Source organism: Arthrobacter sp. 9E16 (genome assembly GCF_002929435.1).
GTDB classification, from domain to species: Bacteria; Actinomycetota; Actinomycetes; order Actinomycetales; family Micrococcaceae; genus Arthrobacter_B; species Arthrobacter_B sunyaminii.
This window is the reverse complement of the sequence record NZ_PJIU01000001.1, coordinates 114,882-136,582: the sequence shown is the minus strand read 5'-3', so window position 1 is coordinate 136,582 and position 21,701 is coordinate 114,882. Positions and strand designations below refer to the sequence as shown.

At 65.6% G+C, this 21,701-nt stretch carries 18 protein-coding genes and 1 tRNA gene; 6 read left to right on the top strand and 13 right to left on the bottom strand.

Annotated elements, in window-relative coordinates; translation table 11 throughout:
• Positions 1–73 precede the first annotated feature (73 nt).
• Positions 74–3,994: an ATP-dependent RNA helicase HrpA gene (gene hrpA / locus CXR00_RS00610; protein WP_104052485.1), complete on the bottom strand. Its 3,921-nt coding sequence runs from the start codon at positions 3,992–3,994 to the stop codon at positions 74–76.
• 13 nt (positions 3,995–4,007) lie between these two features.
• Positions 4,008–5,006: a YafY family protein gene (locus tag CXR00_RS00605; protein WP_104052484.1), complete on the bottom strand. Its 999-nt coding sequence runs from the start codon at positions 5,004–5,006 to the stop codon at positions 4,008–4,010.
• Between the two features lie 124 nt (positions 5,007–5,130).
• On the opposite strand from CXR00_RS00605, the gene CXR00_RS00600 reads away from it, so the two are divergent.
• The 3 genes from CXR00_RS00600 (at position 5,131) to CXR00_RS00590 (ending at position 7,121) form a co-directional block, all read left to right on the top strand.
• Entirely contained in the window at positions 5,131–5,781 is a 651-nt protein-coding gene (locus CXR00_RS00600) for a DinB family protein (RefSeq protein WP_308470486.1), read from the top strand.
• 111 nt (positions 5,782–5,892) lie between these two features.
• Positions 5,893–6,666: a 3-oxoacyl-ACP reductase FabG gene (fabG, locus tag CXR00_RS00595; RefSeq protein ID WP_104052483.1), complete on the top strand. Its 774-nt coding sequence runs from the start codon at positions 5,893–5,895 to the stop codon at positions 6,664–6,666.
• 2 nt (positions 6,667–6,668) lie between these two features.
• On the top strand, positions 6,669–7,121 hold the full coding sequence (locus tag CXR00_RS00590; RefSeq protein ID WP_104052482.1) for a MaoC family dehydratase: 453 nt from the start codon (positions 6,669–6,671) through the stop codon (positions 7,119–7,121).
• A gap of 114 nt (positions 7,122–7,235) precedes the next feature.
• On the opposite strand, the gene CXR00_RS00585 is transcribed toward CXR00_RS00590, so the two are convergent.
• The 11 genes from CXR00_RS00585 to CXR00_RS00535 all read right to left on the bottom strand — a co-directional run bounded on the left by CXR00_RS00585 (position 7,236) and on the right by CXR00_RS00535 (position 17,108).
• On the bottom strand, positions 7,236–8,567 hold the full coding sequence (locus tag CXR00_RS00585) for an ABC transporter substrate-binding protein (RefSeq protein WP_104052481.1): 1,332 nt from the start codon (positions 8,565–8,567) through the stop codon (positions 7,236–7,238).
• Entirely contained in the window at positions 8,564–9,769 is a 1,206-nt protein-coding gene (locus CXR00_RS00580) for a branched-chain amino acid ABC transporter permease (protein ID WP_104052480.1), read from the bottom strand. The genes CXR00_RS00585 and CXR00_RS00580 overlap by 4 nt, the downstream gene beginning before the upstream one ends.
• Positions 9,766–10,644 carry a branched-chain amino acid ABC transporter permease gene (locus CXR00_RS00575; RefSeq protein WP_104052479.1) on the bottom strand — a complete coding sequence of 293 codons (879 nt, stop codon included), beginning with the start codon at positions 10,642–10,644 and terminating at the stop codon, positions 9,766–9,768. The genes CXR00_RS00580 and CXR00_RS00575 overlap by 4 nt, the downstream gene beginning before the upstream one ends.
• 1 nt (position 10,645) lies before the next feature.
• Entirely contained in the window at positions 10,646–11,362 is a 717-nt protein-coding gene (locus tag CXR00_RS00570; RefSeq protein ID WP_104052478.1) for an ABC transporter ATP-binding protein, read from the bottom strand.
• Entirely contained in the window at positions 11,359–12,153 is a 795-nt protein-coding gene (locus CXR00_RS00565; protein ID WP_104052477.1) for an ABC transporter ATP-binding protein, read from the bottom strand. The genes CXR00_RS00570 and CXR00_RS00565 overlap by 4 nt, the downstream gene beginning before the upstream one ends.
• Positions 12,154–12,224: 71 nt before the next feature.
• Positions 12,225–13,199, bottom strand: a complete 975-nt coding sequence (locus CXR00_RS00560; RefSeq protein WP_104052476.1) for an NADPH:quinone oxidoreductase family protein — start codon at positions 13,197–13,199, stop codon at positions 12,225–12,227.
• Positions 13,196–13,795 (bottom strand): TetR/AcrR family transcriptional regulator, encoded by a 600-nt coding sequence (locus tag CXR00_RS00555; RefSeq protein ID WP_104052475.1) that lies wholly within the window; start codon positions 13,793–13,795, stop codon positions 13,196–13,198. The genes CXR00_RS00560 and CXR00_RS00555 overlap by 4 nt, the downstream gene beginning before the upstream one ends.
• 293 nt (positions 13,796–14,088) lie before the next feature.
• A tRNA-Arg gene (locus tag CXR00_RS00550) sits at positions 14,089–14,161 on the bottom strand.
• An 82-nt stretch (positions 14,162–14,243) separates the two neighbouring features.
• Positions 14,244–15,794, bottom strand: coding sequence for an FAD-dependent oxidoreductase (locus tag CXR00_RS00545; protein ID WP_104052474.1), 1,551 nt, complete (start codon positions 15,792–15,794; stop codon positions 14,244–14,246).
• The gene (locus CXR00_RS00540; protein WP_104052473.1) at positions 15,791–16,657 is read right to left on the bottom strand and encodes an FAD:protein FMN transferase; all 867 of its coding nucleotides are present in this window, start codon (positions 16,655–16,657) and stop codon (positions 15,791–15,793) included. Before CXR00_RS00540 ends, CXR00_RS00545 begins: the two co-directional genes overlap by 4 nt.
• A 7-nt stretch (positions 16,658–16,664) precedes the next feature.
• Positions 16,665–17,108, bottom strand: coding sequence for an FMN-binding protein (locus CXR00_RS00535; RefSeq protein ID WP_237687158.1), 444 nt, complete (start codon positions 17,106–17,108; stop codon positions 16,665–16,667).
• Between the two features lie 169 nt (positions 17,109–17,277).
• On the opposite strand from CXR00_RS00535, the gene argS reads away from it, so the two are divergent.
• Genes argS through CXR00_RS00520 form a run of 3 tightly spaced genes read left to right on the top strand, consistent with a single transcriptional unit; the run spans position 17,278 to position 21,698 of the window.
• Positions 17,278–18,927, top strand: coding sequence for an arginine--tRNA ligase (gene argS, locus CXR00_RS00530; RefSeq protein WP_104052471.1), 1,650 nt, complete (start codon positions 17,278–17,280; stop codon positions 18,925–18,927).
• 3 nt (positions 18,928–18,930) lie between these two features.
• Positions 18,931–20,382 (top strand): diaminopimelate decarboxylase, encoded by a 1,452-nt coding sequence (gene lysA / locus CXR00_RS00525; protein WP_104052470.1) that lies wholly within the window; start codon positions 18,931–18,933, stop codon positions 20,380–20,382.
• 17 nt (positions 20,383–20,399) lie between these two features.
• Positions 20,400–21,698: a homoserine dehydrogenase gene (locus tag CXR00_RS00520; protein WP_104052469.1), complete on the top strand. Its 1,299-nt coding sequence runs from the start codon at positions 20,400–20,402 to the stop codon at positions 21,696–21,698.
• Positions 21,699–21,701 lie beyond the last annotated feature (3 nt).

The following is a 21,701-nucleotide window of genomic DNA, read 5'->3' as shown; positions in this document are numbered from 1 at the left end:
ATTTGCTGCCGGTGCGGACCGGCAGGGATTTCCCAAACTGGCAGCGATTGCCCAAAGCGGAGGGATCTGCGGCCTAAGACGGAGCCAGAGCCGCGTTCAGAGCCGTGCGGATCCTCTTTTCCGATACCGACCGCACGGTTCCCAGTTCCTGTGCGAAGAAGCTGATCCGCAGTTCCTCGATCATCCAGCGGACTTCGGTCAGCGCAGGGGGCGTCCCTGCGCCGGGCAGCAGCGCCGCAACGGCGTCGTCGTAATCGTCCTCCAGTGCCTGGACCACTGCCATCTGCTGGGCGTCACGCTGCACATTGGTGGGCAGTTTCTCCAGCCGCCGTTCAATGCCGGCCAGATAACGGGGGAGGTGCGTGAGCTGCGCGTAGCCGGTGCGCGCCACAAACCCCGGGTAGACCAGGGAATCCAGCTGCGCGCGGATGTCATTCAGGGCGCTGATGAGGGCCAGGGACTGCGTTCCCTTGAGCGCCTTGGTGATCCGGCGGGTGCTGGAGAGGATTTTCTCCACCGTGGCTGTCACCGTGAAGACGGTGTCGATCAGCTCGGCGCGGACCTTTTCGTAGAGTTCATCAAACTCTGTGCGGGTCCACGGCAGCGCTTCCGGCGTCAGCTTGTCCACGGCGGCCAGGGTGCAGTCCTCGATCAGGGCCGCCACCGATCCGTGCGGATTCTGGCTGAACGTCAGTTTCTCGGCATTGCTCAGGTGTTCCAGAACGTATTTCGCCGGGCTGGGAACCCGCAGCACCAGCAGCCGGATCACACCGCCGCGCATCGCCACTGACTGTTCGCCGGCACTTTGGAACATGCGCAGCCCGGCAGTTTTTCCTTCATCCACCAGTGCTGGATAGCCGGTGACCATGTGCCCGGCCACGAGCCGCTGTACCTGCTTGGCGATGGTACCGACACTCCACTCGGTCAGCCCGGTCTGTTCGGCCAGCGAGGGGCCCGACGACGCCGCGCCCCCCGGCTGCCCTGCCCCGGCGTTTCCAGCCGGACCGGAAGGCTTGCCTCCGCGCCTGCCGGCCGCCTTGGGAGTAACGGTTTTGGGTGTGGCGCCAAGGGATTCGGCAATGGCCCGCCGGGTGGCGGGGGCGAGGGATTCCTGCAGTGCGGCCAGGTCCTTTCCTTCGTCCAGGACCTTGCCGGAGCCGTCCACCACGGTGAAGCTCATGCGCAGGTGTTCGGGCACCGCATCCCAGTTCCAGGAGCCGGGCGGAATGATGTGGCCCTTGAGCCGGCGCAGCGCCAGTTCCAAGGAAGGCTCCAATGCGTCCTGCGCGGGATCGAAGTCAGCGGCCAGGGCGGCCGCAGCTGCACGCGCCACATCCGGTGCCGGGATGAAGTTCTTCCGGATTGCCTTGGGCAGGGACTTGATCAGCGCTGTGATGAGCTCGGCGCGCAGCCCGGGGATCTGCCACTTGAACGGCTCAGGGTCCAGCTGGTTCAGGAACAGTACAGGGACCTCAACGCTGACTCCGTCGCCGGCTCCGGCAATGCCGGGGGAGAACTCGTAGGACAGCGGCAGGTCAAAATCGCCGTAGCGGAAGCTCTTGGGGAAGTCGTTTTCGTCCAGTCCGGAAGCGTCGTCGGTGCGCAGCGCATCAGGGTCGAAGTCCAGCAGTGCCGGGTTCTCGTGGCGGGCGCTCTTCCACCACTTGTCGAAGTGCCGCTCGGAGACCACGTCCTTGCCCACGCGCTCGTCATAGAACTCGAACAGTGTCTCGTCATCCACGCGCAGGCCGCGGCGCCGGACGCGGTTTTCCAGTTCTTCCACTTCGGCCAGCAGCGCCTGGTTGCGGTGGAAGAACTTGTGGTGGGTGCGCCAGTCACCTTCCACCAGGGCATGGCGGATAAACATCTCCCGGGAGAGTTCCGGATCCACGCGGCCATAGTTGATGCTGCGCTGGGGGATGACGGGGACACCGTAGAGGGTCACCTTTTCATAAGCCATGACGGAGCCGCGGCTCTTGGACCAGTGCGGTTCACTGTAGGAACGCTTGATCAGATGGGGAGCCACTTCCTCCACCCACAGCGGGTCAAACTTGGCGGCCACGCGGGCCCAAAGCCGGGAAGTTTCCACCAGCTCGGCGGCCATCACCCAGTCCGGTGTCTTCTTGAACAGGGCCGATCCCGGGAAGACCGCAAAGCGTGTGCCGCGGGCGCCGGAGTACTCCCGCTTGCGCTGGTCGTAGAGACCGATGTGGCTGAGCAGGCCGGCCAGCAGGCTCATATGGATTTCTTTGTCGTGGGCCACCGGGTCCACCGGGCCGGGGGAGAGGGTGATGCCCAGCGGCTTGGCGATCTGGCGCAGCTGGGTAAACAGGTCCTGCCACTCGCGGATGCGCAGATAGTTCAGGAACTCGTTTTTACACAACCGGCGGAAAGCCGACGACGAGAGTTCCTTCTGCTTCTCCTGCACGTAGCGCCACAGGTTCAGGTAGCCGGTGAAGTCCGAGTTTTCGTCCACGAAGCGTTTGTGCAGCTCTGCGGCCTTTTGGGCGCGGGCTGCGTCGTCCTTCGACGGACGCTCACGCGGATCCTGGATGGTCAGCGCGGCGGTGAGCACCATGACTTCCTTGGCGCAGCCCCGTGCGCCGGCCTCCACGATCATCCGGCCCAGCCGCGGGTCAACCGGCAGCTGGGAGAGCTTGCGGCCCACCGGGGTGATGCCGCCGGCCGGCTGCAGGGCGCCGAGTTCCTTCAGCAGAGTGGCGCCGTCGTTGATGGCCTTGGAATCCGGGGGCTGGACAAACGGGAAATCCGCCACGTCCTTGGGCCCCTTGGCCACGCCCATGGCGGCCATCTGCAGGATGACGGCGGCAAGGTTGGTGCGCAGGATCTCGGGATCCGTGAATTCAGGACGGGACTCGAAATCCTCCTGGGAGTAGAGACGGATGGCGATGCCGTCGGAGACGCGGCCGCAGCGGCCTGAACGCTGATTGGCGGAGGCCTGGGAGATGCGCTCGATCGGCAGGCGCTGAACCTTGGTGCGGTGCGAGTACCGGGAGATGCGCGCGGTGCCGGTGTCGATGACGTATTTGATGCCCGGTACGGTCAGCGACGTCTCGGCAACGTTGGTGGCCAGGATGATGCGGCGGTGCTTGCCGGGGTGGAAGACCTTGTGCTGGTCTGCCAGGGAAAGCCTGGCGTACAGGGGCAGGATTTCAGTGTTGGCCAGGCGGGGCACCCGCTGCACGGAGGAGCGCAGGGCGTCGGCGGCGTCACGGATTTCGCGCTCGCCGGAGAAGAAGATCAGGATGTCCCCGGGAGCCTCGCGGGAGAGTTCCTCCACGGCGTCGCAGACTGCGTCCACTGGATCGCGGTCTTCCTCCAGCTCATCATCAATCTCTTCGTCGTCCGATCCGCCGTTGGCCGGCTGGTTCAGCGGGCGGTAGCGGATTTCCACCGGGAACGTGCGTCCGGACACCTCGATGATGGGGGCGGGTTTGCCGTCCGCGGCGAAGTGCCCGGCGAAACGTTCCGGATCAATGGTGGCCGAGGTGATGATGATCTTCAGGTCCGGCCGTTCCGGCAGCAGCCGGCGCAGGTAGCCGAGGATGAAGTCGATGTTCAGGCTGCGCTCGTGGGCCTCATCAATGATGATGGTGCTGTATTTTTTCAGCTTGCGGTCATGCTGGATCTCGGCCAGCAGGATGCCGTCGGTCATCAGCTTGACCTTGGTCTGCCGGCTGGTCTCGCCGGTGAAGCGCACCTGGTAACCCACCTCGGCGCCCAGTTCGACGTCGAGCTCCTCGGCAATGCGCTCCGCCACGGTGCGGGCGGCGAGCCGGCGCGGCTGGGTGTGCCCGATCAGGCCCTTCTCCGCCAGCCCGAGTTCCAGGCACATCTTGGGGATCTGGGTGGTCTTGCCGGAACCGGTTTCGCCCGCAATGATCGTTACCTGGTTGGCGGCAATAGCCGCCATGATGTCTTCGCGGCGCTCAGAAACGGGCAAAAGCGCGGGGTAGGAAATAGTCAGTGCCATGATTGCTCCCAGTCTAATCCCTGGAATCCGCGGCCTTCCCGTATTCCGCCGAGGGCTGGACATCGGCGGCACGCTGGAGCAGCGCTGCCGCAGCCCGCGCCCGGTCGCGCATCTCGGCCGGTGCCAGGATTTCGAAGTCGATGTCCAGCGCGGCCAGACGCATCAGCGGCAGATCCAGGGAATCCCACCCGCCGCGCAGGATGGTGTGCCCCGGGCCGTCGGCTTCCAGGCTGGCTGCATCCGGCGGTATCCGGTCCCGGAGATCGGCGATGGGCGCCGCCAGCCGCAGTACGACGTCGTACCGGTAGGGAAAGCGCGTAATGGAGTCCTGGACATAGGCCGCCATGTCCTTGGCGGGCAGCGGGCGTGGGAAGAAACGCTCACGGATGGCCGGAATGCTCTGGCAGCGGTCCATGCGGAAGGTCCGCCAGTCCTGCCGTTCAAGGTCCCAGGCCGCGAGGTACCAGCGACGGCCGGTGCTGACCAGTTTGTAGGGTTCCACCAGCCGCCTTCCCGGTGCGTTGCCCGCCGCCGTGTAGCGGAACGAGACCACGCGCTGTTCGGCAATGGCCCCGGACAAAGCGGTCAGGGTTTGCGGATCCACGGTGGCTGCACTGCCGCCCAGCACGCTGACGGCTTGGCGAAGCGCAGAAAACTTGGGGCGCAAGCGTCCTGGCAGGACCTGTTCCAGCTTCGCGAGCGCACGCACTGAGGCTTCGCCGATACCGGACACCGGACCCGTGGCAACGGCGGCCAGCCCGAGGGCGACGGCGAGCGCTTCGTCGTCGTCCAGCAGCAGGGGTGGAAGTTGCGCACCGGATCCCAGCTGATAGCCCCCGGCAATGCCGGGGGAGGCGGAGATGGGGTAACCCAGGCTGCGCAGCTTGCTGATGTCTCGCCGCACCGTGCGCTCGGTGACCGTCATCCGGTCCGCCAGGGCTGCCCCGGTCCACTCGCGTCTCATCTGCAGCAGCGACAGCAGGTGCAGCAGCCTGGCCGAGGTTTCCAACATGGTTTCAAGATACGCCCGGAAGCGGACAGAAGCTGTCCTGATGTGCTTTTAGGGTGAGGGGAGCTGAGTGAAGGGGCGCCGGGACCCCGGCAGCCCTGTTGCTCTACGAGGGAAGGGGACGGTAATGGAGCAGGACAGGGACATGGTTGAGGAAGCCGCTGCCGAGGATGAGGGGAGAGGCCCGTCGGGCGGCGAGGGGCTGACACGCGGCGGCGCACTGGACATTCCGCGGCTGCTTGTCGACCAGATGCAGTGGCACTGGGAGAACCAGGCGCGCCCCCGGCTGGAGGGGCTTACCGACGAGGAGTATTTCTGGGAACCCGTGCCGGGAGCCTGGAATGTGCGTCCGCGACCCTCCGGCACGGACGCGGAGGCAGCCGGGAAGGGAAATTTCACGATCGACTTCGAGTATCCGGAACCCGTTCCTGGTCCGGTAACCACCATTGCCTGGCGGCTCAGCCACATCCTTGTGGGAGTACTGGGCATGCGGAACGCGGCGCACTTTGGTGCTCCCGCGGTCAGCTATGAAACCTTTGAGTATCCGGGAACCGCGGCGCGGGCTCTGGAGGTGCTGGATGAGTATTACGGGACCTGGATCCGGTCGGTTGCCGCTTTGGACGAATCCGCGCTCGCCGCACCAGTGGGAGAAGCGGAGGGGAACTGGGCGCAGGCGCCGATGGCGGAGCTGGTCCTGCACATCCACCGCGAGATGATTCATCACCTCGCCGAGGTGGCACTGCTGCGGGACCTGTACGCACACCGGACCCCGAAATAACCAACGTGACCCGGCGAGTGTGTAGACGGGCACTGAAGACGTTGCGTGCGTACCGTCCGGTCGGTACGCTCAGCGGGACACCATGATGCAGCTCACACACCAAGGAGAAACATGACCGAAGCCCAGGACCCTCCGGTTCAGCGAACCGCCATTGTCACCGGATCAGGACGCGGCATTGGCGCGGCCATCGCAGCGAGGCTGGCGGCCGACGGCCACCGCGTGGGCGTCATCGATTTACGGGAAGAAGACACCGCAGAAACGGTGGAGGCCATCAACAACTCCGGCGGCAAGGCTGTGGGCGTTGGTGCTGACGTCGCGGATGCGGGCGCCGTCGAAGCGGCTGTGGCCCGGATCGCGGACGAGCTCGGCGCACCAACCATCCTGGTGAACAACGCGGGCATCCTCCGGGACAACCTGTTGTTCAAGATGAGCGACAGCGACTGGGATGCGGTCATGGGCGTGCATCTGCGCGGCGCTTTCCTGATGAGCCGTGCCGTGCAGGCGCACCAGGTACAGGAGAAGTGGGGGCGGATCGTCAATCTCTCCAGCACCTCTGCCCTCGGCAACCGAGGCCAGGCCAACTATGCCGCTGCCAAGGCCGGGCTGCAGGGATTCACTAAGACGCTGGCGATCGAGCTGGGCCGGTATAACGTCACGGTCAATGCCATTGCGCCGGGGTTTATTGAGACTGACATGACGCGGGCCACCGCGGAACGGGTTGGGGTGCCGTTCGATGACTTCGTTAAGCACGCGGTGGCCGAAATCCCGGTGGGGCGGGCCGGAACACCGGCCGACATTGCCGCTGCGGCGTCCTTCTTCATCCGGGAGGAAGCGTCCTTTGTCTCCGGCCAGGTGCTGTACGTTGCCGGCGGACCGAGGGCTTAGCGATGGCGCACTTTAACTCCGTACAAGAGCTGGAAGCTGCCGTGGGGCAGCGCGAAACCAGTGAATGGATCACCATCGACCAGGACCGGATCAACCGGTTCGCTGACGCCACCGATGACCATCAGTGGATCCACACGGATCCTGAACGGGCTGCCGCAGGTCCGTTCGGCTCCACCATCGCCCACGGTTTTCTGGTCCTTTCCCTGTTGCCGGCGCTAGCCGCGGACCGGGTGAGCGTGGACGGAACCGTGATGGGCATCAACTACGGACTGGACCGGGTGCGGTTCCCGCACCCGGTGCCGGTGAACAGCCGCGTCCGGGCGGTATCCGAGCTGTCCAAGGTCGAGACCACAGGCCAGGGCGTCCGCGTTGTCACCGCGGTCACGATTGAACTGGAAGGGGCGGACAAGCCCGCGGTGGTTGCAGAGTGGATCACCCTGTACGTGCTGGCCTAAGCGGCAGGTACAGCCAAAGAGAAGGGCCCGCCGCTGAACATTTCAGCGGCGGGCCCCTCACTTGTTTATGCACTTGTTTATGCGGTTGGTGTCCCGGCGGTGGACAGGGAATGTTTACTGCGGGATGCCGTTTTCCGGCATCGCGGGACGTTCTTCGGTGTAGGCACTGACCGAGTCACCGTCCGCGGAGTACGGCGTTCCCGTGTAGGCCTGCACGCCGTCCGAAATCACAGTGATCATGCCACCGGTGTACCCGGCATGGCTGTCCCCGCTGAAGCCCAGCGGCACATGTCCGTTGCCCTGCACGTTGCCGGACTCCAGTGCCTCCAGCAGCGACTCCCGCGTGGGGTTCTCGCCGGCCTCGTTCAGGGCTTCGGCGAAGAGATAGCCAATGGACATGCCGAAGATCGTGTTTCCGTCGAACTCCGCGCCGGGGTTGTACTTCTCGTTGATCTCCTTGAATTTGGCCGTCCACTCATCGTCGGCGTCGGTATTGGCCGGGAGGTAGTTTGAGCTGATGAAGCCCTCCAAGAGCGCGTCGGTGTTCTCTCCGAGGTAACTGGACAACGTGTTGTAATCCCCGCCGGCAGAGGACGCCGCCCACTTCGGCATGTAGCCCAGCTTGGCAGCGGTTCCGATAGCCTGCGCGGTGAAGCCGTTGATCGAGGCCAGGAAATTCACATCGCAGCCGGCCGCCTGCAGGGCACTGATCTGGGCTGCCACGTCCGTGTTCGCCGTAGAGTAAACCTGTGCACTGGCCAGTCCGTCGCTGCCCAGCGCCGACTCGAGGCCGGTTTTGAAGTCCGCTCCGAAGTCGTCGTCCTGGCCGAAGAGACAGTAAGTGGCGTCCGGAAATTCTTCCTGCACATACGCAGCCAGGCCTTTGGCCTCGGTGTCATAGTCCTGCATGAAACCGTACGTGTAGGGGTACTCTTCGGGCTGGTTCCAGGTGGGGCTGCCTGAGGCGACAAACAGGTCCGGGACTTCATTGTCGTTCAGGAAGTCCAGCACGGAACTGTGCGGCGGTGTGCCGAGACCGCCGAGGATCGCGAACACTTCGTCCTGGAGCACCAGTTCGCGCACCACGCTTTGAGTGTTGGCCGGGTTGTAACCGTCATCCTTGACCGTGTATTCAATGGTGCGGCCGTGGATTCCGCCGTTCGCGTTCACATGGTCGAAGTAGGCCTTGGTGGCCGGCGAAATTGAGGCGTATCCTGCCGCTGCCGGACCGGTCAGGGGCTGGTGCGTGCCCACTTTGACTGTGCTGTCGGTGACACCCGGAACGTCTTCCGCCGCCGTCGAGGTGCCCTCTCCGGAGGACCCGCACGCCGCAAGAGCCAAGGCAGCCACGGTGACTGCCGCGGCGAGGACATTGCGCCTGGACCGGCTCGTGCGCCCGGGAGCAGAGGTGCTGCGGACAGAACCTGAGTGCTGGAAAATAATCATCGTTGACCTTTCGTGGTGGACAGTGTTTCCGATGGAGGATTGTCTGTTCCTGATGGAGGATTGTCTGTTCCTGATGGCGGCTTGTCTGTTCCTGATGGCGGGCTATCTGCTGGTGTGCGGGACTGCTGAACGGGTACGACGACGGCGGGGGCAGGGTTTGAGGGACCCGGCCCGGGAGAGACACGGGCCCGGATCCGGCGGCCCGCAGCGGAGAGCAGCCCCTGGATGCCGCGCGGGGCAAGCAGGATCACCAGCACGAGGATGGTGCCGAACACCGCTATGGCGAGATTCCCGTCCAGCCTGGAGGCGACGTCGGCGGAGACAGGCAGATCAGCGGTGAAGGAATTGACCGCGTAGGGCAGGAACACCATGATCAGGGCACCCCAGACCGCGCCGGTCAGCGACCCAATGCCGCCGATGACCGCTGCCATCAGCAGATAGAGGGACAACACCAGCGAGTACGCACCCGGACTGGCGCTCTGGGTGACGTAAGCGAGCAGGCCCCCGCCGAGGCCCGCTGATGCAGCGCTCACGGTGAAGGAGATGATCTTGGTTCGGGCCACGTTGACACCGGAAAGCGCGGCCGCGGCGTCGTTGTCGCGCACGGCCCGCAGCTGGCGCCCAAACCGTCCGCGCAGGAGGTTGTTCAGCACCACCATCACCGCGACCGCACAGATAATGGCCAGCCAGGCCTGCCACTGTTCGTTGCTGACGGTGCCGCGCAGCGCGGCCGGACGCTTCTCCACCGTGATCCACAAGCCCTGGTCCCCGCCCAGAACATTCGAGAACGTACTGGTCACCGCTGGAATGGCCACCACCAGGGCAAGGGTGAAGCCGGCCAGATAGGGGCCGTGCAACCGTCCGGCGGCGCATCCGATGATGAGGCCGAGGACGCCTGCTCCCAGCACTGCGGCCCCAAGCGGAGCCAGCAGCAGGAGGGGCCCTTCCACTTCTGCTTCGGCCAGCGCATTGGCACTGAGTGCGTAGCTATAGGCACCGGCGGCCATGAGCGCCGCCTGGCCGAGGGAGAGCTGTCCACCCGCTCCGGTGAGCAGGGTCAGGCCGGCAACAGCGCACAGGTAGGCGCACGCGGTGGCCAGTTGGTAGGACCGAAAGGGATCCACGGCAAAGGTGAGGCCGATCAGTATTGCTGCCGCAGCAACGGCAACCAGGAGGGAAGTCCCCGGCTTCAACGGTTTCATGCCGTGCGCTCCTTCGTCATGGAGAACAGTCCGGCCGGTCGGAGCAGCAGCACCGCCAGCAGGAGGACCAGTACAGCGATGGGTGCGAGGGTGGCGCCCAGATATCCGCTGACCCAGCTGAGCACCACGCCTACGGCCAGCCCGCCGGCAACGGCTCCGCCTGCGGAGTCCAGTCCGCCCACCACGGCAACGGTGAATGCGTAGACGAAGACGGTGTCCACGGCATGCGGGTTCAGGCCCAGCTCGGTGGGAATGATCAGCAGCGCTGCCAGGGCGCCGACGGCGGACGACAATGCCCAGCCGAGTGTCAACATGCGGGAGGACCGCACGCCCAGCAGCCGGGCCAGATCCGGAGCGAAGGCCGAGGCGCGCAGCCGCAGCCCCAGGGCGGTCCTGGTGAACAGCAGGGCCAGTCCGCCGACGATCAGGCCGACACAGGCAAAGATGAACAGGTCGTAGGGGGAGACGGCGCTGACGCCGCCGATGGAAAGGGGTGTTGTGCTGAACGGTGTGGCCATTGACTTGTATCCGTTGCCGAAGATCATGCCCAGGACTGCTTGGATAACCAGCAGTAGTCCCAGCCCGGCAATGACCGAGTTCAGGGGATTGGTGTTTCCCACAAAGCGCATGACCGTCCGCTCCACCAGGGCCCCGAGCAGCAGGCCGGTGACCACGGCGGAGGCCAGGCCGAGCCAGTAGTTGCCGGTGGCGCTGGTGACGGTATAGGCGATGTACGTGGTGGCAACGGCCATCGCCCCCTGCGCAAAATTCACGATGCGGGCGGCGCGCCAAATGATGACCAGTGAGAGGGCAAAGGCAGCGAGCACAGCGCCGCGGGCCAGTCCGTCGACGGTAAGGAAAAGAAATCTGTCCATGTCAGAACCCCAGATAGGTGTGGCGGAGGTCGGTGTCCGCTGCCAGATCGGCGGCGGGACGGGCGGCGACGACGGAACCCAGGTTGAGGACCACGCCGTCGTCGGCTACGGCAAGGGCGCTGCGGACGTTTTGCTCGATCAGAAGGACGGTGAGTCCGGTGTCGTCGCAGAGGCTGCGCAGCAGTCCCAGGATTTGTGCAGTGATGCGCGGTGCCAGGCCCAGGGACGGTTCATCAAGGAGCAGCAGCCGGGGACCGGCCATCAGGGCGCGGCCCAGGGCGAGCATTTGCCGTTCACCTCCGGAGAGCTGGTGCCCGGGTGCCTTGCGGCGCCGGTCCAGCGGTTCAAACAGTTCGTACATGCGTGCCAGCAGGGCTGCGGCCGCGGCCCGGTCACGGCGCCACAACCCACCCAGGCGCAGGTTCTCCTCCACGGTCAGTTCCGTGATGACTCCCCGTCCCTCCGGCACCAGCGCGATGCCGCGCCGCACCATGTCCTCCACTTTGGTGGCCGCCAAGTCGGTGCCGTCGAAGCGGATGTTTCCGGACGCCGGTCTCAGCTGGCCGATCACGGTGCGGAGCAGCGTGGTTTTGCCTGCGCCGTTGGCGCCAACGACGGCGGTGATGCTACCGGCCTCGACACTGAGGCTGACGCCGTGCAGGACGGGAACCTGGCCGTAACCGGCACTGACCGAGTCCAGGACCAGCAGGCCGCTCATGCCGGCTCAACTCCCAGATAGGCATCGGTGACGGCCTGATTGGCGCCGATCTCCGCGGGGGTGCCGTCGGCGATCAGCTTGCCGAAGTCCAGGACCGCAATGCGCTCGCAGACGTTCATGACCAGGTCCACGTGGTGTTCCACAAGGACCACGGAGCAGCCGGTCTCCGGGACCGAGCGGATGATTTCGGCCAGTTCGTCAATGTCTTCGTGGGCCAGTCCGCCGGCGGGTTCATCCAGGAGCAGGAGGCGGGGAGAGCCGGCGAGGGCACGGGCCAGGGCCACCTTCTTCCGGATCCCGTAGGGAAGGGTGTCCGGCAACGCGGACGCGAAGGACACGATGCCGAGATCGTCCAGCGTCTGCAGCCCGCGCACGCGCAGCCGGGCTTCACCGCGCCGGGAACGAGGCAGGGCCAGGGCATCCTCCACGGGGTTGTGCCGGGCAGTGCTCTCCAACCCGAGCAGAACATTCTCCAGCACGGTCAGCCCTGGAAACAGGCCCAGTCCCTGCAGTGTCCGGGCGACACCCTGGCGCGTGAGCCGGTGGCGCCGCGGCTGGAACTTTTCGCCGTCGAGCTCCAGGGACCCGGACGCCGGAGTGTTGAAACCGCAGATCACGTTGAACAGCGTGGTTTTGCCGGCGCCGTTGGGCCCGATGATGCCGACGACGGCCCCGGGCGGAACGGTGAAGGACACCGACTCCAAGGCGGTGAGTCCGCCGAACCGCACGCTCACGTCACTGAAGCGCAGGCGAGGGGTCAAAACCGACTGGTCGGTATGTAAAACTTCCATGAGTACTCCGTTGTCTCGAGAAGATTGCTCCGGTGAGTGGCGCGGTACCGGGAACGCTGGCGCGTGTTCAGTTACAGGGTCAGCACCACCCGCCCTGCAGTCTTGCCGTCGCCCAGGCGCTGGACGGCGTCGGGAGCGGAGTCGAACGGTACGGTTTCGCTGACCACGGGCCGGATCAAGCCCTTGTCTGCCAGGAGCGTGAGCTGTTCATGGACCTCGGCAACCAGTTCAGGGGCCTTCTTGGTGTAAAGCGCCCAGTGGAGTCCGAGGAGTGAGTAATTCTTGACCAAAGCGTGGTTCATGCGGGCGGTCTGCAGGGTACCGCCGGCGAACCCGACGACGATGATCCGCCCTTCAAAAGCGATGCAACGGGTTGAACGTTCAAACGTTTCACCGCCCACCGGGTCATAGATGACGTCGGCTCCGCGGCCCCCGGTTGCCTCTTTGACAGCGTCGACAAAATCTTCGGTGCTGCGGTTGACCACGATGTCCGCTCCGGCCTTTTCGGCAATCCGGCGCTTGGCTTCGTTGCCCACCACCCCGATCACGGTGGCGCCGGCAGCCTTGCCCAACTGCACGGCTGCCGTTCCCACGCCTCCTGCTGCCGCATGGACCAGCAATGTTTCGCCGGGCGCTATCCGTGCCCGGCGGTGCAGTCCGAAGTAGCCGGTCTGGTAGCCGATGCACAAAGCGGCGGCTTCCGCGTCGGAGAGGGACCCGGGCGCAGGGAAGGCCGTTGCGGCTGGAACCTGCACTTCCTCCGCCATGACGCCCAGATGCGTGGCAATCACGCGGTCGCCCAGCCGGAAGCCGGTGACGCCGTCGCCGATTCCGGTGACGGTGCCGCACAGCTCGATGCCGGGGACGAAGGGAAGCTCGGGCTTCTCCTGGTACTCCCCGCGGCACAGCAGCACATCAGGGAAGTTCAGGGCCACGGCAAGGGTCTTCAACACCAGCGAGCCCGGTGCGGCGGTGGGGGAGGGCTGATCCGTGAGGCGCATCGCGTCACGGGGTTCGGCGAGGGTGACGACGTTCCAGGCTTTCAATGTGCTGATCCTCCTGATGTGGCAGGCCGGAGCCCGGCGAGGTACAAATCGGTCAGTTGCTTCGCGACCTGCTGTTTGGTCAGGGGTCCGTCCGGCTGGTACCAATACGAGAGATAGTGCGGATTGGCGAAGAAATTGGCCACCAGGACGGCGGTGGGGATGTCGCTGCGGAAAACACCTTCGGCTTGGCCGCGGACAATCAGGGCGCCGAAGACTTCGCTGTAGCTGCGGCGCCGTCTCTTTACTTCTTCCAGCCGATCCGTACTGAGCATGTGCTGGGAACGGAAGAAGACGGCCCCTTCGCGGATCCATTCGATCGAAGTAATGAGGACGTCTTCACACGCCATTCGGACCGTTTCCTCCACCGGAAGATTCCGCGCCGTGATTTCTTCGAGATTGCGGTGCTGAAGTGTAAGGATGCGGTCATAGATGTCGAAGAGCAGATCGTCCTTGGAATCGAAGTAATGGTAGAGGGCGCCCTTGGTGACTCCGGCCGCGTCAACAATCTGCTGGACGCTGGTTTTGGCATAGCCTTGCGTGGCGAAGAGGTCCACGGAAACGCGGGCCAGCTGTTCTTTGATGTTCAGGGTCTTCATGGGGCGGTGATCCGTGTTTCTCGTGGCGGTGGTGTCTTGCCCGGTCGGGACGCTCCCTCAGTGAAGGAACCGACCGGTTGGTATGTGCCACACCCTACCGCTGACCAGACCGCCTTGCGCAAGGGTTTTTCGGAAGTTTTTCGCCGGGACGCGAGAGGAAATACTTGGGCTGCCCGCGGTTGCCGTGTCATCTCGGCAGCAGGAGCCCCCTCACAGCGGGCAGCGTGAGCCGGGGTTGATCCGTAACGCAAAAGGACCCCGCAACTTGTGCGGGGTCCTTTCGTGTCTCAATGTGCCCTCGATAGGATTCGAACCTACGGCCTGTTGCTCCGGAGGCAACCGCTCTATCCCCTGAGCTACGAGGGCAAGGACACCGGTAAACCGGCAGGTCCTGTGGGACTCAAGAAGCTTAGCAGGTCCGGCGCGCCGTGTGAAAACGCGGCGGAAATCAATAGCCCAGGAAGGCGTCCGTCTTTACGGAACGGGCGCCGGCACCGCGGACCGCGGCACGGGCAGCGGCAACAGCCGACGGCGATCCGGACACGTACGCCGCACGCCGGGCAGCGTCCGGAACCTCTTGGGCGAGTTCCTGCGCATTGGGCAGTTCCGGTCCCAGCCAGGTCCATCCGTTGATCTGCGGATCGGTGGGCGTGCAGACCAAAACGCGGATTCCCATCCCGTGCAGTTCCGCCGCATACGCCAGCTCCTCCACCGAGGACGCCGCATAGACGAGGACCACGTCGCGTCCGAGGGATCCCCCGGTGCTCTCCCCGGAACTCCCGCGGGCAGCAAGGGAACGCAGCTGGCTCATGAACGGCGTGATGCCGACGCCGGACGCCATCAGCAGCAGCGGAACGCCTGGATCGCGGGGGAGCAGGAAGTCCCCGGCCACCGTGGTTCCGGAAATTACGGCCCCCGGCTTCAGCTTCAGGAGGGTGGACTTGAAGGAGCTGTACGGTTCTGTGGCACGCAGTCCCACGGCCACTGTGTCCGGCTTTTCGGGCGCCGTGGTGAGGCTGAAGATGCGGCGGGCGCCGCGGGCATCGGGGCTGGCATGGGGCAGGCTCAGCTCCACGTACTGTCCCGGCCGGAACGTCAGCGGTCGCAGGGGCTCGAACACCAGCTCCCTTGCCGTGGGTGTCAGGGCCCGGTTTTCGCGCAGCCGCAGTCTGATGCCTGCACGCGGTGCCAAGGCAAAGGCCAGCAGGTTCCCGATGAGCAGGGCGAGCTCCGGGGACATATATACGAGTCCAAGGTTCAGCGGCACGGCGAACAGGACGCCGACGACGGCGGCCTCCAGCAGGCGCTGGACGCGCCGGGGCGGCAGGGTCAGCGGCTCGGACAGCATGAAGCCGGCAAAGAACAGCACCGGATAGGAAGCGATCAGGGTGGCAAGCGCCGTCGTCAGCGGTTCCCCGCCGGCCAGGAACCGTGCCACGATGATCGCCCCCGAGGCCAGCAGGAACACGCCGGCCATCGGCAGCAGCCGGTTGCGGTAGAGGATCAGCGCCGCGGCGGGCAGGACCACTACGAGCATCAGCGGAGCCGCAACCCACCACACGGCGCTGTTGAGGCCCGTCACAGCCAACACTGCGGCTCCGAAAGCGGCGGGGTTGAAGATGTGCCGGCCGTGCCACACCAGCAGGTACTTGGATGCCGTGGCAGCCCCGGCCGCGAGTGCCACGGTCAACAGCTGGGATCCTTCGGTGGTGGGCCAGAAAAGGAAGTAGAGCAACAGCCCGGTGATGACGGAGGAGTCGGTCTGCGGGCGGGTCCGGAAGAGCAGTCCCATGACCCGGCTGGCCACCAGGGCGGACACGACGGCGGTGGCTGCGGTGGCGGCGAGCTCGGCCGGGGTGTAGAACAGCTGCCCCGCCGCGGAAAGCACAAAGGACCATGCCGTCATCGCCAGCAGGAGCAGGGTGGTCAGCCGGTACATCGTCCAGCGGCCGGCGAAAGCGTCCAGCCTGCGGGACGCGGCGGACAGGGAAAGACTCATGAAAAAAGAACTCCAGCCATGGCATCTGAGAAAGTGGCCCGCCCGTCCGAAAACATCCGCACATAGTCAAAGGCGAATTCTTCGGCGAGCGTGCCGGGGTCGGTGAAAAACAGTGCGGTGGCCAGCCCGTCGGCGGTCATGGCGTTATCCGCCAGCACCCAGGCGGCTGCCACCGTCTCCACGGGACGGCCGGTCCCTGCATCAACAATATGGTGCAGCCCGTCTCCCCATTGCCGGCGGTTGGACGCCGAGGCGCACAGCGCGCGGTTTTGCAGCGGAAGCACGCCGATGGCCTGCGTGGTGTCATACGGGTGTTCCAGGGCCACCCGCAGGGCACGGGGGCCACTGTGCCTCAGGTCGGAACCGGCGTCCACTGTCAGCTCAAGGTGCCCCGCCGCGCGCAGCAGTTCAAAGACCAGGTCAACAAGCTGTCCCTTTCCCGCGGCACCAATGTCGAAAGTCACCGGCACCGAGGTGCTCAGCACGGTCCGGTCACCAAGCACCTGCCAGGACGCCGAGGCCGCCCAGTCCGGTGCCGGGGAGGGGGCCGCGGCGGCAAACGAGTACGCCGCGTCGTAGCCGAGCTTCTCCAGCGACGAGCCCACCAAAGGATTCACGGCGCCCCCGCTGAGCCGGTTCAGGGTATCGAAGAGGGAAAGCAGCGGTGCGGCGGACACCGGAAGGTCCACGGTTCCCGGCGATGCGGCAAGCGGTGCGATGACCGAGTCCTGCCGGAAACGCGAGTAGGTCCGGTCATAGGAGTCCACCAGCTCCGTGACGGCTGCCCGTTCCTGCTCAGTCACCGGGGCGGCGGTGCTCACGGTCCAGGCGGTGCCGATGGCCTCGAAGCTGAAATCCGGCATGGAAGCGTCAGCTCGCGGCTTCCGTCCGGATGGCGTCCAGCGCCTTGTTGAAACCGGAGCTGGTCAGGGACGAGCCGGCAACCTTGTCCACGTCAAGCTCATCAAGGTTTTTGCCCACGACCTGTTCCTGGATGCCGGAGGTGAATTCGCGCTGGTACTGCTTGGATGTGGGGTTGTTGCCGGACGTTTGAACGTCCAGGGAGGTGACCACATTGCCTTCCAGCGTCAGGGTCACGTCCACTTCCTCGGTTTGGTTGGACGGGGGAATGTAGCTGCCCTGCGCGGAGTATTCCCCGTCGGCGTAGTTGCCGGTCCGGACGGCTGATCCGGCAGCCGGGGGTGCAGATTCCGGGTCGGCGGAGGCGCCGTCGTCGGCCGCCGGTGCGCAGGCGGCAGAGGCCAGGGTCAGGGAAGCGGCGGCGAACAGCATGGTCTTGTGTGAGGGGGTCAATTTCTCTCCTTGGAGGCGGGATCCCTATCCATTACAACGTATTCGGTTGCGCTTCGCCTGTGCGCGGGGTGTTGATTTGCCCACCGGGCGGACCCGGGGACAGCCGGGGCAATCCGCGGCGTCGTCACAGTTCGCGGACCGGCACCTGCCCGGAGGCTATGCTTAACCGGTGACTCCTGAAGAACTTTCCTCCGCCGTAACTGCCTGCCTCCAAGACGCCATCGATGCCGGTGATTTCAGCATCGACGTGCCCCGGGAGGTGCGCGTGGAGCGTCCGAAGAACCGCGACCACGGCGACTGGGCCACCAACATCGCCCTGCAGCTTTCCAAGCAGGCCGGAATGAATCCCCGCCAGTTCGCGGAAATCCTCAAGGGACGCCTCGAAAAGATCGACGGCGTCGCGAAGGTGGACATTGCCGGGCCCGGCTTCCTGAACATTACGCTCGACGCCGGTGCCGCCGGTGAGCTGGTCAAGACCATTGTTGATGCCGGCGAGTCCTACGGCACCTCGGAAGTCCTCAAGGGCACCCGGATCAACCTGGAGTTCGTCTCCGCCAACCCCACCGGGCCCATCCACCTGGGCGGAACCCGCTGGGCCGCCGTCGGCGACGCCCTGGCCCGGATCTTCTCCTCCCAGGGCGCCGAAGTCACCCGCGAGTACTACTTCAATGACCACGGTGCGCAGATTGACCGCTTCGCCCGGTCCCTGCTGGCCTCGGCCAAGGGCGAGCCGGCTCCCGAAGACGGCTACGCCGGCGGTTACATCGAGGACATCGCCAACCGCATCCTGGCCGCTGAACCGGACATCATGGAACTGCCCGACGCCGAAGCGCAGGAACACTTCCGGGCCGCCGGAGTCGACTTTATGTTTGCCGACATCAAGGAATCCCTGCACAACTTCGGCGTGGACTTTGACGTCTTCTTCCATGAGGATTCCCTGCACGAAAACGGCCAGGTGGACAAGCTCCTGGAACAGCTCAAGGGCTCCAAGAACCTGTACGAAAAGGACGGCGCCTGGTGGCTGAACTCTTCCGAGTTCGGCGATGACAAGGACCGCGTGGTCATCAAGTCCGACGGCAACGCCGCCTATATCGCCGGGGATATCGCTTACATCCAGAACAAGCGCGACCGCGGCTTTGACCTGAACTTCTACATGCTCGGCGCCGACCACCACGGCTATGTGGCCCGGCTCAAGGCCGCTGCCGCCGCCCTGGGGCACGACCCGGAGTGCGTTGAGGTGCTGATCGGCCAGATGGTGAACCTGGTCAAGGACGGCAAGCCCGTGCGCATGTCCAAGCGCAACGGCACCGTGGTCACCCTCGAGGACCTCGTGGACGCCGTGGGCGTGGATGCTGCCCGCTACACGCTGGCCCGTTTCTCCGCCGACTCCAACATTGACATTGACCTGGACCTGCTGACCAAGCGCAGCAACGAGAACCCGGTGTTCTACGTTCAGTACGCCCACGCCCGCACCTACGCCCTGGCCCGCAACGCCGAGGCCGCCGGCGTGGACGATTCAGGGTTCGACGCGTCGCTGCTGACCCACCCCACCGAAGGTGAACTGCTGGCCGCGCTGGGACAGTACCCCGGCGTCGTCGCGCAGGCGAGCGCCTTCCGCGAACCGCACCGCGTGGCCCGCCACCTGGAAGTCATCGCCGGCACCTACCACCGCTGGTACGACGCCTGCCGGATCGCCCCCCAGGGCGACGAGGAAATCACCGATGTGAACCGCACCCGCCTGTGGCTGAACCTTGCCACCCGCCAGGTCCTGGCCAACGGCCTGGGCCTGCTGGGAGTCTCCGCACCGGAACGGATGTAATTCATGACTGTTTCCCCGCTCGCCCCCGAATGGCTCAGCCACCCGGCGGACGCCAATGCGCTGCGCCCGCAAATGTGGGCCCGCGACGTCAGCCGCGGCGCCAGCGGCGAACTGGAAGTGGCGGGAGTGTCCGTCTCCGCCCTGGCACGGGAGTTCGGCACGCCGCTGTTCGTGGTCTCCGAAGCGGACTTCCGCGCCCGCGCCAGGGACTTCAAGGACTCCTTCGACGCCGCCTTTGCCGACCTGTGCGGGGGAGTGGACGTCTACTATGCGGGCAAGGCGTTTCTCTGCACCGCCGTGGCCCGCTGGGTGCGTGAAGAAGGCCTGCGTCTGGACACCTGCTCCGGCGGTGAGCTGGCCGTTGCCCTTCGCGCCGGGATCCCGGGCACTGAATTGGGCCTGCACGGAAACAACAAGTCAGACGCCGAGCTGACCCGGGCCCTGGACATGGGCCTGGGCCGGATTGTCGTGGACAGCATGGCCGAGCTGCACCGTCTGGACGCCCTCGCGGTGTCCCGCGGCGAACAGGCCAACGTGATGCTGCGGCTGACGCCCGGAGTGCATGCGCACACGCATGAGTTCATTGCCACGGCCCATGAGGACCAGAAGTTCGGCCTTTCCATGGCACCGGATCCGGCTGCCGGCGGCGTATCTCCGGCCGCTGCCGCTGTGGCCGCTGCGCTGGAAGCCAAGGGCATCCGGCTGCTGGGCCTGCACTGCCACATCGGTTCGCAGATCTTTGAGCCGGAGGGCTTCGAGCTGGCCGCCAAGCGGCTTCTCGGCTTCCTGGCGGACATCAAGGCAGCCCACGGCGTCGAACTGCCGGAGCTGGACCTCGGCGGCGGCTACGGCATTGCCTACACCGAAGCCGACACCCCGCGTCCGCCGGCTGAAATTGCGCAGGCGATGGCCGCCGTCGTCGGCACCACCTGCACCGAGCTGGGCCTGGCCGTGCCGCGGATCTCTATTGAGCCCGGCCGTGCCATTGCTGGCCCCACCACCTTCACCCTGTACCGCGCCGGCACCGTCAAGACGGTCCGCGTGGACACGGCCGACGGCGGGACCGCCGAACGCCGGTACGTTTCAGTGGACGGCGGCATGAGCGACAACGCCCGCCCCGTGCTGTACGACGCCGACTATTCGGCAGTGCTTGCCTCCAGGACGTCCGAAGATGACGCCGTTATGTCACGCGTAGTTGGCAAACACTGCGAGAGCGGGGACATAGTGGTTCGGGACGTCTATCTTCCGGCGGACACCGGTGACGGCGATCTGCTGGCCGTTCCGGGAACGGGCGCGTACTGCTGGGCCCTGTCCAGCAACTACAACTACATTGCCCGTCCGCCCGTGGTTGCCGTATCAAACGGTGCCGCACGGCTGATTATCCGCGGAGAAACCGAAGAAGACCTGTTGGCCCGGGACGTTGACACGCCGGCGTCCGACCGCCCGAATCGCTGAAGGAGTAGGCACGCACCATGAAGACCCTCAAAGTTGCCCTGTTGGGCTGCGGAAACGTTGGCTCGCAGGTTGCCCGGATCCTCCTTGACGACGCCGAAGACCTGGCCTCACGCACCGGTGCCCGGCTGGAACTGACCGGCATCGCCGTGCGCAATCCGGACGCGCCGCGCGACACGGACCTGCCGCGGAACCTGTTCACCACCGACGCCGAAAAGCTGGTGGAGGGCGCGGACATCGTCATCGAACTGATGGGCGGCATGGAGCCGGCCCGCACGCTGATGCTGCACGCCATCGGACACGGCGCCTCCGTGGTCACCGGCAACAAGGCCCTGCTCGCTGCCGACGGCGCCGCACTGTTCGAAAAGGCCGACGCAGCCGGCGTGCGGCTGGCCTATGAAGCCGCCGTCGCCGGAGCCATTCCCATCCTGCGCCCCATCCGGGACAGCCTTTCCGGTGACCGGATCACCAAGGTCATGGGCATCGTCAACGGCACCACCAACTACATCCTGGACGCCATGGACAGCACCGGCGCCCAGTTCGCCGATGCCCTGGCTGACGCCCAGCGCCTCGGATACGCCGAAGCCGATCCCACCGCCGACGTCGAGGGCCATGACGCTGCGTCAAAGGGCGCCATCCTCGCCTCGCTGGCCTTCCACACCAACTTCGACCTGGCCAACGTCTCCTGCGAGGGCATCTCCTCCGTCACCGCCGATGACATCGCCGCGGCGAAGGACGCCGGCTTCGTCATCAAGCTGCTGGCCATCGCGGAAAAGCTGGACAACGACGGCGAACCCGGCGTCAGCGTCCGCGTGCACCCCACCCTGCTGCCGCGAACCCACCCGCTGGCCGCCGTGCACGGTGCCTTCAACGCAGTGTTCGTGGAAGCCGAAAACGCCGGCGAGCTCATGTTCTACGGCCAGGGCGCCGGCGGCGCCCCCACCGCGTCGGCTGTGATGGGCGACGTCGTCTCCACCGCCCGCCGTCTGGTCCTGGGTGGACCGCTCGGCGCTGAAACGCCCACCGGCTCCGTACCGGCTCTGCCGTTCGCCAAGGTCACCACCAGCTACAGCATCGGCCTGCAGGTCACCGACCAGCCGGGCGTCCTGGCTGCGGTGGCGCAGGTCTTCGCCGAGCACGGCGTGTCCATCGAAACCATGCGCCAGACCATCCATGCTGACGGCACGGCCTCGTCCGCCGAGCTGCGTTTCGTTACGCACCGGGCATCCGAAGCTGCGCTGGCAGCCACCGTCGAGGCCATTAAGGGCCTGGACATCATCAATTCAGTCACATCCGTCCTGCGGGTAGAAGGGGTCTAATAC

Bases quoted from the DNA above. Each gene is read 5' to 3' on its own strand.
- CXR00_RS00555 (WP_104052475.1), bottom strand. From the start codon at position 13,795: ATGAAGACCCTGAACATCAAAGAACAGCTGGCCCGCGTTTCCGTGGAC.
- lysA (WP_104052470.1), top strand. From the start codon at position 18,931: ATGACTGTTTCCCCGCTCGCCCCCGAATGGCTCAGCCACCCGGCGGAC.
- CXR00_RS00565 (WP_104052477.1), bottom strand. From the start codon at position 12,153: ATGGAAGTTTTACATACCGACCAGTCGGTTTTGACCCCTCGCCTGCGC.
- hrpA (WP_104052485.1), bottom strand. From the start codon at position 3,994: ATGGCACTGACTATTTCCTACCCCGCGCTTTTGCCCGTTTCTGAGCGC.
- CXR00_RS00585 (WP_104052481.1), bottom strand. From the start codon at position 8,567: ATGATTATTTTCCAGCACTCAGGTTCTGTCCGCAGCACCTCTGCTCCC.
- fabG (WP_104052483.1), top strand. From the start codon at position 5,893: ATGACCGAAGCCCAGGACCCTCCGGTTCAGCGAACCGCCATTGTCACC.
- CXR00_RS00575 (WP_104052479.1), bottom strand. From the start codon at position 10,644: ATGGACAGATTTCTTTTCCTTACCGTCGACGGACTGGCCCGCGGCGCT.
- CXR00_RS00520 (WP_104052469.1), top strand. From the start codon at position 20,400: ATGAAGACCCTCAAAGTTGCCCTGTTGGGCTGCGGAAACGTTGGCTCG.
- CXR00_RS00545 (WP_104052474.1), bottom strand. From the start codon at position 15,794: ATGAGTCTTTCCCTGTCCGCCGCGTCCCGCAGGCTGGACGCTTTCGCC.
- CXR00_RS00590 (WP_104052482.1), top strand. From the start codon at position 6,669: ATGGCGCACTTTAACTCCGTACAAGAGCTGGAAGCTGCCGTGGGGCAG.
- CXR00_RS00605 (WP_104052484.1), bottom strand. From the start codon at position 5,006: ATGTTGGAAACCTCGGCCAGGCTGCTGCACCTGCTGTCGCTGCTGCAG.
- CXR00_RS00570 (WP_104052478.1), bottom strand. From the start codon at position 11,362: ATGAGCGGCCTGCTGGTCCTGGACTCGGTCAGTGCCGGTTACGGCCAG.
- CXR00_RS00580 (WP_104052480.1), bottom strand. From the start codon at position 9,769: ATGAAACCGTTGAAGCCGGGGACTTCCCTCCTGGTTGCCGTTGCTGCG.
- CXR00_RS00600 (WP_308470486.1), top strand. From the start codon at position 5,131: ATGGAGCAGGACAGGGACATGGTTGAGGAAGCCGCTGCCGAGGATGAG.
- CXR00_RS00540 (WP_104052473.1), bottom strand. From the start codon at position 16,657: ATGCCGGATTTCAGCTTCGAGGCCATCGGCACCGCCTGGACCGTGAGC.